Annotated in this window: 13 protein-coding genes; all 13 read right to left on the reverse strand. The window is 68.9% G+C overall.

The window, feature by feature from the left end; translation table 11 throughout:
- Positions 1-1551, reverse strand: coding sequence for an NADH-quinone oxidoreductase subunit M (locus OO60_RS14650; RefSeq protein ID WP_003081827.1), 1551 nt, complete (start codon positions 1549-1551; stop codon positions 1-3).
- Entirely contained in the window at positions 1551-3452 is a 1902-nt protein-coding gene (gene nuoL / locus OO60_RS14655) for an NADH-quinone oxidoreductase subunit L (RefSeq protein WP_003081831.1), read from the reverse strand. The genes OO60_RS14650 and nuoL overlap by 1 nt, the downstream gene beginning before the upstream one ends.
- 10 nt (positions 3453-3462) lie before the next feature.
- Positions 3463-3762, reverse strand: coding sequence for an NADH-quinone oxidoreductase subunit NuoK (gene nuoK, locus OO60_RS14660; protein ID WP_003081840.1), 300 nt, complete (start codon positions 3760-3762; stop codon positions 3463-3465).
- Positions 3759-4616 (reverse strand): NADH-quinone oxidoreductase subunit J, encoded by an 858-nt coding sequence (locus OO60_RS14665; protein WP_003081844.1) that lies wholly within the window; start codon positions 4614-4616, stop codon positions 3759-3761. The genes nuoK and OO60_RS14665 overlap by 4 nt, the downstream gene beginning before the upstream one ends.
- Positions 4613-5137 (reverse strand): NADH-quinone oxidoreductase subunit NuoI, encoded by a 525-nt coding sequence (gene nuoI, locus OO60_RS14670; protein ID WP_003081846.1) that lies wholly within the window; start codon positions 5135-5137, stop codon positions 4613-4615. Before nuoI ends, OO60_RS14665 begins: the two co-directional genes overlap by 4 nt.
- Positions 5124-6473: an NADH-quinone oxidoreductase subunit NuoH gene (nuoH, locus tag OO60_RS14675; protein ID WP_003081848.1), complete on the reverse strand. Its 1350-nt coding sequence runs from the start codon at positions 6471-6473 to the stop codon at positions 5124-5126. The genes nuoI and nuoH overlap by 14 nt, the downstream gene beginning before the upstream one ends.
- Positions 6470-8941 carry an NADH-quinone oxidoreductase subunit G gene (locus OO60_RS14680; protein ID WP_003081850.1) on the reverse strand — a complete coding sequence of 824 codons (2472 nt, stop codon included), beginning with the start codon at positions 8939-8941 and terminating at the stop codon, positions 6470-6472. The genes nuoH and OO60_RS14680 overlap by 4 nt, the downstream gene beginning before the upstream one ends.
- Entirely contained in the window at positions 8938-10218 is a 1281-nt protein-coding gene (nuoF, locus tag OO60_RS14685) for an NADH-quinone oxidoreductase subunit NuoF (RefSeq protein WP_003081852.1), read from the reverse strand. The genes OO60_RS14680 and nuoF overlap by 4 nt, the downstream gene beginning before the upstream one ends.
- Positions 10218-11075, reverse strand: coding sequence for an NADH-quinone oxidoreductase subunit NuoE (nuoE, locus tag OO60_RS14690; protein ID WP_003081854.1), 858 nt, complete (start codon positions 11073-11075; stop codon positions 10218-10220). The genes nuoF and nuoE overlap by 1 nt, the downstream gene beginning before the upstream one ends.
- The gene (locus tag OO60_RS14695) at positions 11072-12451 is read right to left on the reverse strand and encodes an NADH-quinone oxidoreductase subunit D (protein ID WP_003081856.1); all 1380 of its coding nucleotides are present in this window, start codon (positions 12449-12451) and stop codon (positions 11072-11074) included. The genes nuoE and OO60_RS14695 overlap by 4 nt, the downstream gene beginning before the upstream one ends.
- 61 nt (positions 12452-12512) lie before the next feature.
- The gene (locus OO60_RS14700) at positions 12513-13262 is read right to left on the reverse strand and encodes an NADH-quinone oxidoreductase subunit C (RefSeq protein ID WP_003081857.1); all 750 of its coding nucleotides are present in this window, start codon (positions 13260-13262) and stop codon (positions 12513-12515) included.
- Between the two features lie 4 nt (positions 13263-13266).
- On the reverse strand, positions 13267-13815 hold the full coding sequence (locus tag OO60_RS14705; protein ID WP_003081859.1) for a NuoB/complex I 20 kDa subunit family protein: 549 nt from the start codon (positions 13813-13815) through the stop codon (positions 13267-13269).
- A gap of 4 nt (positions 13816-13819) precedes the next feature.
- Positions 13820-14239: an NADH-quinone oxidoreductase subunit A gene (locus OO60_RS14710; protein ID WP_003081861.1), complete on the reverse strand. Its 420-nt coding sequence runs from the start codon at positions 14237-14239 to the stop codon at positions 13820-13822.
- Positions 14240-14548 lie beyond the last annotated feature (309 nt).

A 14548-nucleotide genomic window follows, 5' to 3' on the forward strand; every position in this document is an offset into this window, starting at 1 on the left:
CTACTTGCCTCCCTGGACCGCGGACAGCGTCTGCTGCACCGTCGGGGTGACTGTGTCGAGCACCGGCTTCGGGTAGAAGCCGAGAACGATGATCAGCACGACCAGCGGCGCGAGGATCGCGATCTCCTTACCGCCGAGGTCGCGGATGGCCTTCTTCGCGCCCAGCTCCGGCGCGATCGCCGTGCCCGGCCCCCCGCCGACGCCCACGAGCGCGTCACCGCGGACCGGGCCCTGGAAGACCCGCTGGTAGAGCCACAGGACGTACGCCGCGGCCAGCACCATGCCCACCGTGGCGAGGATCGTGTACACCGGCTGGTCCACAAAGGACCCGATGAGCACGAGGAACTCGGAAACGAACGAGTTGGTGCCCGGCAGGGACAAAGTGGACAGACCGGCGAGCAGGAACAGCCCGGCCAGCAACGGCGTCACCTTCGCCATGCCGCCGTAGTCGGAGATCCGCGTCGACCCGCCGCGCGCGACGACCAGGCCGATCACCACGATCAGCATGCCGGTCGCCAGGCTGTGGTTGAGCATGTACGTCGCCGAGCCGACCATCGCCTGCTCGTTGAACGAGAAGATGCCCAGCGAGATGAACCCGAAGTGGGCGATCGACACGTAGGCGATGAACCGCTTCATGTCGCGCTGCCCCGCCGCGAGGATCGATCCATAAAGGACACCGATCACCGAGAGCACCAGGACCAGCGGCGCCAGGGTCTTGCTCGCTTCCGGGAACATCGGCAGGCAGTAGCGCAGGAACCCGAACGTGCCGACCTTGTCCAGCACGCCGACCAGCAGGACGGCGACGCCGATCGGCGCCTCCCCCGCCGCGTCCGGCAGCCAGGTGTGGAACGGCACCAGCGGCGCCTTGATCGCGAAGGCCAGGAAGAACCCGAGGAACAGCCAGATCTGCGTGGACAGCGGCGCGTCGCGCACCACCGTCACCAGCGTGGCCCAGTCGAACGTGCCCTTGCCGAGCTTGTCCGACGCCAGCGAGTACGCCCCGATCGCCGACGCCAGCATGATCAGGCCGCCGAGGAACGAGTACAGGAAGAACTTCACCGCCGCGTACTGCCGGTTCGCGCCGCCGTAGCCGCCGATGAGGAAGTACATCGGGATCAGCATGATCTCGAACAGCACGTAGAACAGGAAGACGTCGGTCGCGGCGAACACGCCGATCGTCAGCGCCTCCTGCAGCAGGATCAGCGACAGGAACCCGCCCGCGCTGCGCCCCGCCGGGAGCTTGTCCATCGTGCCGAGCCCGCCGACGACGATCGGCACCAGCAGCGCGATCACCGCGATCATGATCAGCGCGATGCCGTCGGTGCCGAACGCGATGTGCACGCCGAAGCTGGGGATCCAGTCGAAGCTCGACGTCATCTGGAGCCGGGGCCCGGATGCGTTGTAACTGAGCCAGAACGGGATCACCAGCAGGAACTCGAGGACGGAGAACCCGAGCGCGGCCAGCACCGCGGCGCGGTCGTTCCCCTTGAGGAACGCCAGCACCAGGGAGCCGGCGAGCGGCACCAGGATGAGGATGAGCAACCAGGTCATCAGGAGAACCTCACCAGCAGGAGAGCCGCCAGAAGCAGGAACGTGCCGCCCAGCATCGACAGCGCGTACGACCGGACGAACCCGGTCTGCAGCCGCCGCAGCCGGCCGGACCCGCCGCCGAGGCCGGCGGCCAGGCCGTTGACCGCGCCGTCGACGCCGCGGTTGTCGACGAACACCAGCGCCCGCGCGAGCCAGGTGCCCGGGCGGGCGACCAGCGTCTCGTTGAGGGCGTTGCCGTACAGGTCCTTGCGAGCCGCGCGGGTGACGAACGAAACCCGCTCCGGCCGCTCGACCGGGACGTCCCGGCGGAAGATCAGGTACGCGATCGCCACGCCCAGCAGCGAGAACACGATCGCACCGATGGAGATCACCGAGGCGTCGAGCGGCGAGTTGTGCGCCTCCTCCAGCTCGCCGACCGACGGGGTCAGCCAGTGGGCGAAGCGGTCACCGAGGGCGAAGAACGCACCGGCGCCGACCGAGCCGACGGCCAGCACCGCCATCGGGACCCACATGACCGCCTTGGACTCGTGCGGGTGGAAGTCGTGGCCGTCGGTGCTCTTGAGGTCCTTCCAGCGTTCCTTGCCGAAGAACGTCATCACCATCAGGCGGGTCATGTAGAACGCGGTGAGCCCGGCGCCGAGCAGGGCCGCGCCGCCCATCACCCAGCCGCGCCAGCCGCCCTGGCCGAACGCCGCTTCGATGATCGCGTCCTTGGTGAAGAAGCCCGACAGCGGCGGGATGCCGATCAGGGCCAGGTAGCCGAGGCCGAAGGTGATGAAGGTGATCGGCATGTGCTTGCGCAGGCCGCCGAACTTCCGCATGTCGACCTCGTCGTTCATGCCGTGCATCACCGACCCGGCCCCGAGGAACAGCCCGGCCTTGAAGAAGCCGTGCGCGACCAGGTGCATGATGCCCAGCGCGTACGCGATCGGCCCGAGGCCGACGGCGAGCATCATGTAGCCGATCTGGCTGACCGTCGAGTACGCGAGGACCTTCTTGATGTCGTCGTACGCGCACCCGATGATGCACCCCAGCAACAGGGTCACCGTGCCGACCAGGGTGACGATCAGGCGGCCGTCTTCGGTGGCGTTGAAGATGTCCTTGGAGCGGGCCACCAGGTAGACACCGGCCGTGACCATCGTTGCCGCGTGGATCAGGGCCGACACCGGGGTCGGGCCCTCCATCGCGTCCGGGAGCCACGCCTGCAGCGGGAACTGGCCGGACTTACCGCAGGCGCCCAGCAGGAGCAGGATCGCCATCGCGGTGATCGCGCCGGTGGAGAACTTGCCGTCGCCGACCGCCTTGAAGACTTCGGCGTAGCCGGTCGAGCCCGCGTACTTGAACATGATGAAGATCGCCAGCGCGAGCCCGACGTCACCGACGCGGTTCATCAGGAACGCCTTCTTCGCCGCGGTGGCGGCGGACGGGCGGCCCTGGTACCAGCCGATGAGCAGGTAGGACGCGAGACCCACGCCCTCCCAGCCGAGGTACAGCGTCACGAAGCTGTTGCCCAGCACCAGGATCAGCATCGACGCGACGAAGAGGTTGAGGTACGCGAAGAAGCGGTACCGGCCCTCGTCGTCGGCCATGTAGCCGATCGAGTAGTAGTGGATCAGCATGCCGACGCCGGTGATGAGCAGCACGAACGTCAGCGACAGCGCGTCGATCCGCAGCCCGAAGTCGATCTGCAGCTGGCCGACCGGGATCCACGAGTAGACCTTCGTGTCGGTCGTGGTGCCGGTGTCGGCGCTGAAGAACAGGATCAGCCCGTAGATGAAAGCCAGGGTGACGGTGGCACAGCCGAGCAGATGCCCCCACGCCTTGGCGCGCTTCCCCGCCAGCAGCAGGATCAGGGCGCCGAGGCCAGGAAGGGCCACCAGCAGCCACGATGATGCGGTCACTCGGTGTCTCCTAGTACTTCAGCAGGTTGGTGTCGTCGACCGAGGCCGAGCGCCGGGTGCGGAAGATGGCCATGATGATCGCCAGGCCGACCACGACCTCGGCGGCCGCGACGACCATGACGAAGAACGCCATGATCTGGCCGTCGAGCCCGCCGTTGATCCGGGCGAAGGTGACCAGCGACAGGTTCACCGCGTTGAGCATCAGCTCGATGCACATGAACACGACGATCGCGTTGCGCCGCACCAGCACGCCGACCGCGCCGAGCGCGAACAGCAGCGCCGACAGCAGCAGGTAGTACGTCGGGGTCATTCCTTCTCCCCTTCCGAAGTGCCTTCGGAACCGACCAGCGCGTGCGCGTCCGGCTTCGGGCCCTCGTCGGCGACGAGCTTGCGTTCCTTCGCCAGCTCGATCGCCGAGGTGGACTCGATGATCGCCGACAGCGACTCCGGGGCGACCGAGCCGTCCGGCAGCAGCGCCGGGGTGGCCACCGAGTTGGCGGTGGCGAAGACACCCGGGCCGGGCAGCGGCGACGGCCGGTCGTGCTCGCCGCGGAAGCGCAGCAGCACGAGCTCCTTCTGCGTGAGCTTCCCGCCCTTGGCGTGGCGGTCGGTGAAGGCCAGCACCATCGCACCGATCGCGGCGGTGATGAGCAGCGCCGACGTCAGCTCGAACGGGAACAGGTAGTCGGTGAAGATCAGCTTGCCGAGGCCCTTGGGGCCGCCGCCGGCCGACGTCGTCGAGTCGAGCGGCGTGGCCGGGGTGACGTTCTCCAGCGCCCGGTAGATGCCGGTGGCCAGCAGCGCGGCCATCCCGATCCCGAGCACCGTCGCGGCGAGCCGCTGTCCACGCAGGACTTCGACGACGGAGTCGGAGCTTTCGCGGCCGACCAGCATCAGCACGAACAGGAACAGCATCATGATCGCGCCGGTGTAGACGATGATCTGCGTGAAGCCGAGGAACGGCGCCGACTGGATCATGTACAGCGCGCCCAGGCTCAACATCGTCAGGACCAGCCACAGCGCCGAGTGGACGGCGTTGCGGGAGAAGATCATGCCGAGCGCGCCGAGCAGGGACAGCGGCCCGAGCACCCAGAACGCGATGGCCTCCCCGGTGGAGACACCCGCCGACGCGTCGGGCGCGGCGGCCAGGACTGCGGCGATCACTTGACGCCCTCCCCGCGTGCCAGCTCGGGACCGTTCACGTAGTAGTCCTGCTCGTTCTCCCCCAGCCGCATCGGGTGCGGCGGCTGCTCCATGCCGGGCAGCAGCGGGGCGAGCAGGTCCTCCTTCGTGTAGATCAGCCGCTGGCGATCGTCGTCGGCCAGCTCGTAGAAGTTGATCATTGTCAGCGACCGGGTCGGGCACGCCTCAATGCAGAGGCCGCAGCCGATGCAGCGCAGGTAGTTGATCTGGTAGTCCGCGCCGTACCGCTCGCCCGGCGAGTACCGGGCTTCCTCGGTGTTGTCACCGCCCTCGACGAAGATCGCGTCCGCCGGGCACGCCCACGCGCACAGCTCGCAGCCGACGCACTTCTCGAGGCCGTCCGGGTGGCGGTTCAGCTGGTGCCGTCCGTGGTACCGCGGTGCGGCCGGCGCGCCGGCCTCCGGGTACTCCTCGGTGGCGACCTTCTTGAACATCATCCCGAAGGTGACGCCGAAGCCCTTGACGGGATCAAGAAACCCCATCTTGCGCTCCTTCCTTTGCGGTACCGACGGCCGCCGGCTTGCGGCGGGCCGCCTTCGCCTCGGCCTTGGCCAAAGCCTTCTGACGCGGGGTGGTCTGCGGAACCTTGAGGTCCAGCGGCGGAACCGGGAAGCCGCCGCCGGTCACCGGGATGGACTCGCTCTCCTCTTCCCGGCCCGACGCGCGGACGTAGAAGAACAGCGCGACGACGATGAAGATGGCGACCGCGGCGATGATGATGGTCGCGGTGTTCCAGGCGATGACCTTCGCGAAGGTCACCATGATGATCCACACGAGGTTCAGCGGGACCAGGACCTTCCAGCCCAGCCGCATGAACTGGTCGTAGCGCAGGCGGGGCAGCGTGCCGCGCAGCCAGATGAACCCGAAGAGCAGGATGAACATCTTCGCGAAGAACCACAGCACCGGCCACCAGCCGGTGTTCAGCACGTTGTTCCCGATCAGCGACAGCGGCCACGGGGCCATCCAGCCGCCGAGGAACAGCGTCGTCGCGAACGCCGAGACGATCACCATGTTGACGTACTCGGCGAGGAAGAACATCGCGAACTTCATCGAGCTGTACTCGGTGTGGAAGCCGCCGACCAGCTCCGATTCGGCCTCCGGAAGGTCGAACGGCGCCCGGTTGGTCTCGCCGACCATCGAGATCAGGTAGATCACGAAGCTGGGGACCAGGTAGAGGAACCACACCTTGTGCTGCGCGCCGACGATGTCGGCCAGGTTCAGCGAACCGGCCTGCAGGATCACCGCGACGATCGACAGGCCCATCGCGATCTCGTAGGAGATCACCTGCGCCGCGCTGCGCATGCCGCCGAGCAGCGGGTACGGCGAGCCGGACGACCAGCCGGCGAGCACGATGCCGTAGACGCCGATCGAGGAGCAGGCCAGGATCACCAGCGCGCTGACCGGGAGGTCCAGCAGCTGCAGCACGGTCCGCTCGCCGAAGATCGACACCACCGGGCCGAACGGGATGGCCGACAGCGCGATCAGCGACGGCACCACGCACATGACCGGGGCGAGGAAGTACACCTTGCGGTCTGCGGTGTCCGGGATGATCTGTTCCTTGAACGGCAGCTTGATCGCGTCCGCCAGGGACTGCAGGTAACCGCCCGGGCCGACCCGGTTGGGGCCGGGCCGGTTCTGCATCCGGCCGACCGCCTTGCGCTCCCAGACGATCAGGAAGATCGTCAGGATCGGCCCGATCAGCAGGATGACCACGCACTTGAGCAGGATCAGCCACAACGGGTCGTCGGCCAGCAGTGCCGCCCGCGTCGCCGCGTCGGGAACGCTCCCGACGGCAGCTTCGGTCAGCAGCGGGGTCATTGCCCACCTCCAGCGAGGTTCACGACGGCGCCGTGCCCGGCACCGAGCGTCTTGAACACAGCCGAGCCGTCCGAGTTGCCCGGCAGCCACACGACACCGTCGGGCAGGTCGGCGATCTCCACCGGCAGCGTGATCGCACCGCGTTCGGTGCTGACCCGCACGGTCGTGCCCAGCCCCTCGGCGGTCTTGGCGGAGAGCCGCGCGACCGGCGTGCGCTGCGTGCCCTTGAGGTGCGGCTCGCCGTCCTGCAGCGATCCGTTGTCGATCAGCTGGCGCCAGGTCGACAGGACCACCTGGCCGGCACCCGGCGTCGCGGGCGGCGCGACCTCGGCGGCGACGTGGCTCCAGCGCAGCGCCGAAGCCTGGCCCAGCTTCTCGAAGTCACCGCGGGCGGCGGCCGGCGTCTGCGTGAACAGGTCCGCGTCCATCTCGACGGCCAGGGTGTCGAGCACCCGGCAGTCCGGCAGGGCGCCGGTGCCTTCGATGGTCGTGTCGAACGGGCGGGTGCGGCCCTCCCAGTTGAGGTAGCTGCCGGACTTCTCGTCCGACGCCGCCACCGGGAGCACGACGTCCGCGCGCTCGGTCACCGCGCTGTGCCGCAGTTCGAGGCTGACGACGAACCCGGCGCTGTCCAGCGCGCGCAGCGCGAGGTCCGGGTCCGGCAGGTCGTACGGGTCGACGCCGCCGACGACCAGGCCGCCGAGCTCGCGGGCCGAAGTGGCCAGCAGGATGTCGGTCGTGTCGCGGCCCGGCGTGGCCGGGAGCGGGACGCCCCAGGCGTTTTCGACCGCGACGCGGGCGGCGTCGTCGCCGACCCGGCGGCCGCCGGGCAGGAGCGACGGCACGCAGCCGGTCTCCAGGGCACCCCGGTCGCCGGCGCGGCGCGGGATCCACGCGAGCCGGACGCCGGTGCGCTCGACCAGGTCGTGCAGCGCGGCGAACAGGCCGGGGATCGCGGCGGCGCGCTCGCCGACCAGGACCACGGCGCCTTCGCCGCGCAGGGCCTCGTCGAGGTCCGGCGCGTGCTTGGCGATGCCTTCGACGGCCGCGGCTTCCTGGCCGGGGACGCAGGCGAGGAGTTCGCCGAACGTCTTGCGGACCGACGACGTCGTCCACTGTCCCAAGTGGACGACCCGGGTGCGGTTCCGGCGGGCCGCCTTGCGCAGCCGCAGGAACACGATCGGCGCTTCGTCCTCGGGTTCGAAGGCGACGCACAGGACCGTGCGGGCCCGCTCGATCTCGCCGAAGGTGACACCGGACTCCGGCGTCACGCCCACGACGTGCGAGGTGATGAACGCGAGTTCCTCGGCCGAGTGCGGGCGGGCGCGGAAGTCGACGTCGTTGGTGCGCAGGGCGACCCGGGCGAACTTCGAGTACGCGTAGGCGTCCTCGACGGTCAGCCGGCCACCGGGCAGGACGCCGACGCCGCCTTCTGCGCGGGCTTCGAGCAGGCCCGCCGCCGCCGCACGCAGTGCGTCGGTCCAGGACGCCTCTTCCAGCTCACCGGTCGTCTTGTTCCGGACCAGCGGGCGGCGGATGCGGTCGTCGGCGCCGGTGTAGCGGAAGGCGAACCGGCCCTTGTCGCAGATCCACTCTTCGTTGACTTCCGGGTCGTCGCCGGCCAGCTTGCGCTGGACCTTGCCGCGGCGGAAGTCGGTGCGCTCGGCGCAGCCGGACGAGCAGTGCTCGCAGACGCTCGGCGAGGACACCAGGTCGAACGGCCGCGACCGGAAGCGGTAGGCCGCGCTGGTGAGCGCGCCGACCGGGCAGATCTGGATGACGTTGCCGGAGAAGTAGGACTGGAACGGCTGACCGGACGTCGTCCGCGAGGCCAGGTCCAGCACGTCCGCCGTCTCCGCGGTGCCGATCTGCTGGTGGGCGCCGCGTTCGAGGAGCTCGATGAACGGGTCGCCGGCGATCTCGCGGGAGAACCGGGTGCAGCGCTGGCAGAGCACGCAGCGTTCGCGGTCCAGCAGCACCTGCGTCGAGATCGGCAGCGGCTTCGGGAACGTCCGCTTGGTGTCGACGAACCGGGAGTCGGTGCGGCCGTGGGCCAGTGCCTGGTTCTGCAGCGGGCACTCGCCGCCCTTGTCGCAGATCGGGCAGTCCAGTGGGTGGTTGATGAGCAGCAGCTCCATCACACCCTGCTGGGCCTTGTCCGCGACCGCCGACGTCAGCTGGGTCTTGACGACCATGCCGTCGGCGACGGTCATCGTGCAGGACGCCTGCGGCTTCGGCATCGGGCGGCCGCCCATCTCGACCTCGACCAGGCACTGGCGGCAGGCGCCCGCCGGGTCGAGGAGCGGGTGGTCGCAGAACCGCGGGATGACCGTGCCGAGGCGTTCGGCCGTGCGGATGAGGAGCTCGCCCTTGGGGGCGATGACCTCTTCGCCGTCGATGACCAGCTTGACGTGGCCTTCGGGGACCGGCGTCTCGGTGGTCTCGGGCTTGTCGGGGGCGATCGTCATGCCTCTGCTCCCACCAGCTCACGCTTGTTCGACTCACACAGGGCGAGGAACTCGTCCCGGAAGTACTTGATGCCGCTCTGGATCGGCGACACCGCGCCGTCACCGAGGGCGCAGAACGACCGGCCGAGGATGTTGTCGCAGACGTCGAGGAGGGTGTCGATGTCCTCTTCGGTGCCGTGGCCCTCGACCATCCGCTCGAGGATCTGCGCCAGCCAGTACGTGCCTTCGCGGCACGGCGTGCACTTGCCGCAGGACTCGTGCTCGTAGAACTGGGTCCACTTCATCACGGCCCACGGCACCGACACGGTCTCGTTGAAGACCTGGACGGCGGTGGTGCCCAGCATCGACCCGGCTTCCGCCGCGCCTTCGAAGTCCAGGGGGACGTCGAGGTGCTCGGCGGTGAACATCGGGGTGGACGAGCCGCCCGGGGTCCAGAACTTGAGCGGGATGCCGTCCTTCATGCCGCCCGCCATGTCGAGCAGCTCGCGCAGCGTGGTGCCGAGCGGGCACTCGTACTGGCCGGGCTTCTCGACGTGGCCGGAGATCGAGTAGATCTTCGGGCCGGGCGACTTCTCGCGGCCCATCTCGCGGAACCAGCTCGACCCGCCGTTGACGATGAACGGCGCGCTCGCGATGGTCTCGACGTTGTTGACCGTGGTCGGCGCGGCGTAGAGACCGGCGGCCGCGGGGAACGGCGGCTTGAGCCGCGGCTGGCCGCGGCGGCCTTCGAGCGAGTCCAGCAGCGCGGTTTCCTCGCCGCAGATGTACGCGCCCGCGCCCGCGTGGACGGTGATCTTGAGGTCGAAGCCGGAGCCGAGGATGTTCTCGCCCAGGTAGCCCGCCGCTTCGGCTTCGCGCACGGCCGCGTTGAGCCGGCGGATGCAGTGGAGCGCTTCCCCGCGGACGTAGATGAAGCAGTGGTTGGACCGCATCGCGTAGGAGGCGATGATGCAGCCCTCGATGAGCGAGTGCGGGTCCGCCATCATCAGCGGGATGTCCTTGCAGGTACCCGGCTCGCCCTCGTCGGCGTTGATCACCAGGTAGTGCGGCTTGTCGAAGTTCGGCGGCATGAAGGACCACTTGATGCCGGCCGGGAAGCCCGCGCCGCCGCGGCCGCGCAGGCCGGAGTCCTTGACCAGCTGGACGAGCTGCTCCGGCGTCCCGGCCAGCGCCTTGCGGACGGCGGTGTAGCCCTCGAGGGCCTCGTACTGCCCGATCTGCCAGGAGTTCGGCGACAGCCAGCGCTTGGTGAGGACCGGAGTGATGGGGTCAGCCACTACTTCTTCTCCACTTCTGGCAGCGGGACATCGGACGCCACCGGGGCGACCCAGCCGCGGTCCTGCGCGAGCTTCGCGCCCCGCAGCGTCTCGACGGCCTGCGACGGGCCGTCGACGTCCCGGCGGTACGCGGCTTCGTCCTCCGGGAAGAACCCGGCGAGCTGCAGCTCGGCGCCCTTGAAGTTCGTCAGCGGGGCACCGCGCGTCGGGGCCGGCTTCTTGCCCGCCTGCAGCGCGTCGACCAGCGCGACGGCCTTGTCCTCGGTCTGGTTGTCGAAGTACTCGTAGTTGACCTGGATGACCGGCGCGAGGTCGCAGGCCGCGAGGCACTCGGCGTGCTCGAGGGTGATCGAGCCCGGCTCGTTCGGCGTGCCCGCGGTCTCGTTGTGCCCCAGCGGTTCCGACTCGGAACCGAGGTGCGTCTGGAGCCGCTTGTAGATCGCGTCGCCGCCCATGGCCGCGCACAGCGTGTTGGTGCAGACGCTCACGAGGTGCTCGCCGCACGGCTTGCGCTTGTACATCGTGTAGAACGTCGCGACCGCGCTGACCTCGGCGTCGGACAGGTCGAGCTGCTTCGCGCAGAACGCGATGCCTTCCTGGCTGACGTACCCCTGCACCGACTGCACGAGGTGCAGCATCGGCAGCAGCGCCGAGCGGGACTGCGGGTAGCGCTCGATCAGGTTCTGCGCCTTCGCGTGGATGTCCGCGTCGAAGATGTCTTCCAGCGGAGTCTCGGTGATGATCCCGGCAGCCACTGCCGGATCCGGCGCGATGGCGACGACGTCGGTGTCCGGGCCGGCCGCGGCGTGCGTCGTCGCGGAGTAGTTCGGGCCCGGCTCGGGAACTGCTGTGGTCATCGGTCCACTCCCCCCATGACGGGGTCGATCGAGGCGATGGCGGCGATCACGTCGGCGACCAGGCCGCCCTCGGCCATGGCGGGCATCGACTGCAGGTTCACGAAGCTCGGTTCGCGCACGTGGACCCGCAGCGGCCGGGTGCCGCCGTCGGAAACCAGGTGCGCGCCCAGTTCGCCGCGCGGCGACTCGACCGAGGTGTACACCTGCCCGGCCGGCACCTTGAAGCCCTCGGTGACCAGCTTGAAGTGGTGGATCAGGGACTCCATCGACTGGCCCATGATCTTCTTGACGTGCTCGAGGGAGTTGCCCATGCCGTCGCTGCCGATGGACAGCTGCGCGGGCCACGCCACCTTCTTGTCCTCGACCATGACCGGGCCCGGCTCGAGCTTCTCGAGGCACTGCTCGATGATCTTGAGGCTCTCGTGCATCTCGTGCACCCGGATCAGGTAGCGCGACCAGCAGTCGGCGCCGTTGTCCACCGGCACGTCGAAGTCGAACTCGTCGTAGCAGGAGTACGGCTCGGTCTTGCGCAGGTCCCACGGCAGGCCGGCGGACCGCAGCACCGGCCCGGTGACGCCGAGCGCGAGGCACGCGTCGACCGGCAGGTAGCCCACGCCCTTGAGCCTGTTCCGCCAGATCGGCTGGCCGGTGAACAGCTTGTCGTACAGCGGAAGGCGCTTCTTCATCGTCTTGATGAATTCGCTGACCTTCTCGTGGTAGTCGGCCGGCATGTCCTGCGCGAGGCCGCCGGGCCGGATGAACGCGTGGTTCATCCGCAGGCCGGTCAGGTGCTCCAGCAGGTGCAGCACCTCTTCGCGCTCGCGGAAGCCGAGCGTCATCGCGGTGGTGGCGCCGAGCTCCATGCCGCCGGTGGCGATGTAGACCAGGTGCGAGCCGATCCGGTTGATCTCCAGCAGCAGCACGCGCAGCAGCTGCGCGCGGCGCGGGGCCTCGATCTGCAGCAGCTTCTCGACGCCGAGGCAGTACGCCATCTCCGTCGAAAGCGGGGCCAGGTAGTCCATGCGCGTCACGAAGGTGACGCCCTGGGTCCAGGTCCGGTACTCGCAGTTCTTCTCGATGCCGGTGTGCAGGTAGCCGATGACCGACCGCAGCTGCGTGACGGTCTCGCCCTCCATCTCCAGCACGAGCCGGAGCACGCCGTGCGTCGACGGGTGCTGCGGGCCCATGTTGATGACCATGCGCTCGTCGTGCTGGGCGTCGGCGATGACGTCGTCCCAGTCGCCGCCGGAGACCGTGTAGACGCGGCCTTCGGTGGTGTCGCGGGAATCGGCGTAGTTCGCGTTGTCGGTGCTGTCGGACCCCGGCGCGCTCGTGTCCGTCCCGGTGGTGACGTCGGACAGGTTCTCGGTGCTCACGAGTACGACCTCCGCTGGTTATGACTTGGCCGGGATGTCCGCGACCGGCGGCCGTAGCTGCTCACGAGTACGACCTCCGCTGGTCCGGCGGCGGGATCTCCGCGCCCTTGTATTCGACCGGGATCCCGCCGAGCGGGTAGTCCTTGCGCTGGGGGTGGCCGTCCCAGTCGTCCGGCATCAGGATCCGGGTCAGCGCCGGGTGGCCGTCGAAGACGATCCCGAACATGTCCCAGGTCTCCCGCTCCTGCCAGTCGGCGGTCGGGTACGTCTCCACCAGCGACGGCACGTGCGCGTCCTCGACGTCGAGGGTGACCTCGAGGCGGATCCGGCGCCGGTAGGTCAGCGACGTGAAGTGGTAGACCGCGTGCAGCCGCTGCGGGACGTCGACGCCGTAGTCCACACCGGACACCGAGGACAGCAGCTCGAAGCGGAGGCCGCCGTCGTCGCGCAGCGTCTTCGCGATCGCCGGGAGGTGCTCGCGGGCGACGTAGAAGGTGATCTCGCCGCGGTCGACGGTGGTCTGCAGGATCGCCTCGGCGGGGATCTTGCGCTCGGCCAGCGCGGCGTAGAACTCGTCGGCGAACTGGTCGAACCAGCCGCCGTACGGGCGTTCGGCCGGCGCCGGGCTGTAGGCCGGGAGCCGGACGCCGCCGTAGCCGGAGGTGTCGCCGGTGCCGTGGACACCGAACATGCCCTGGCGTTCGCGGCCGGTGACGACCGGTTCGGCCGCGCCCGGTCCCGCGGCCGTGAGGCCGGTCTCGGCTCGCTCGGCGCTGGACTGCTCGTCGCCGGGTTGGGGGTTCTCAGTCATCGCTCTACTTCTTCGCGTACTTGATCGACGACGCGACGAGCTCGGTGCGCTCCCCGCTCGCGGCGCGGATGGCGGCGCGGCGGGCGTTGATCGGCTCGTCCTGGATCTTGGCGTGCAGCTTGAGGATCGCGTCCAGCAGCATCTCCGGCCGCGGCGGGCAGCCGGGCAGGTACATGTCGACCGGCACGATGTGGTCGACGCCCTGGACCACGGCGTAGTTGTTGAACATGCCGCCGGAGGAGGCGCAGACGCCCATCGCGAGCACCCAGCGCGGTTCGGCCATCTGGTCGTAGATCTGGCGCAGGACCGGCGCCATCTTCTGCGTGACCCGGCCGGCGACGATCATCAGGTCGGCCTGCCGCGGCGTCGCGCTGAAGCGCTCCATGCCGAAGCGGGCGATGTCGTAGCGGGAACCGCCGACCGTCATCATCTCGATCGCGCAGCAGGCGAGGCCGAAGGTGGCGGGCCACAGCGAGTTCTTGCGCGCCCAGTTGACGAGGCCTTCGAGGCTGGCCAGCAGGATGCCGTTGGGGAGTTTTTCTTCCAGGCCCATGGGTCTAGTTCCAATCCAGGCCGCCGCGCCGCCACACGTAGGCGTACGCGAAGCCGACCGTCGCGATGAACAGCAGGATCTCCACCAGGCCGAACGTGCCCAGCGCGTTCGCCTGCACGGCGAACGGGTAGAGGAAGACCATCTCGATGTCGAACAGGATGAACAGCATCGCGGTGATGTAGTACGCGACCGGCATCCGCCCGGCGCCGACGAGCGGCTGCGGTGACGGCTCGATGCCGCATTCGTAGGCGGAGAGCTTGGCCTTGTTGTACCGGCTGGGGCCGACGAGCGGTCCGAGCAGGACCGACAGCACGGCGAACCCGAGCGCCAGGACGAACAAGATCACGATGGGCAGGTAGGGCTTCAGGCTCGGGGCCTCTTGGGCCAGCTGCACCGTGTCGGTCCGGGTCAGCAACGTCAGCACGGGGTCTTCGCCATCCTTTCCGCGCCGCTGCGGTTGTGCTTGTGGTGGGGAACCGCTGGGCCTCGTCGGCACCCTAAGGGACCTGGGTCACACCGCCGAGGGTCAGGGTCTCCTTACGGCCCGTGGCTGGGCCGGGGGTAGCTTGTGAAATAGTTCACAAGCCACTCGTCGCGGATGTGAAGCGATTCACAAAGCATGGAGGGAGTCTAGGACGCGACTCACACTCTTGTCCCTAGTACCCCGTGTTATAAGGGTCGCCTAAGTTCTGCCGCCATCGTTGTCACGGGTCGGCAACACCGCGCGCGCGAC

The sequence above is a fragment of the Amycolatopsis vancoresmycina genome (assembly GCF_000716785.1).
In the GTDB taxonomy this organism is placed as follows: domain Bacteria; phylum Actinomycetota; class Actinomycetes; order Mycobacteriales; family Pseudonocardiaceae; genus Amycolatopsis; species Amycolatopsis vancoresmycina.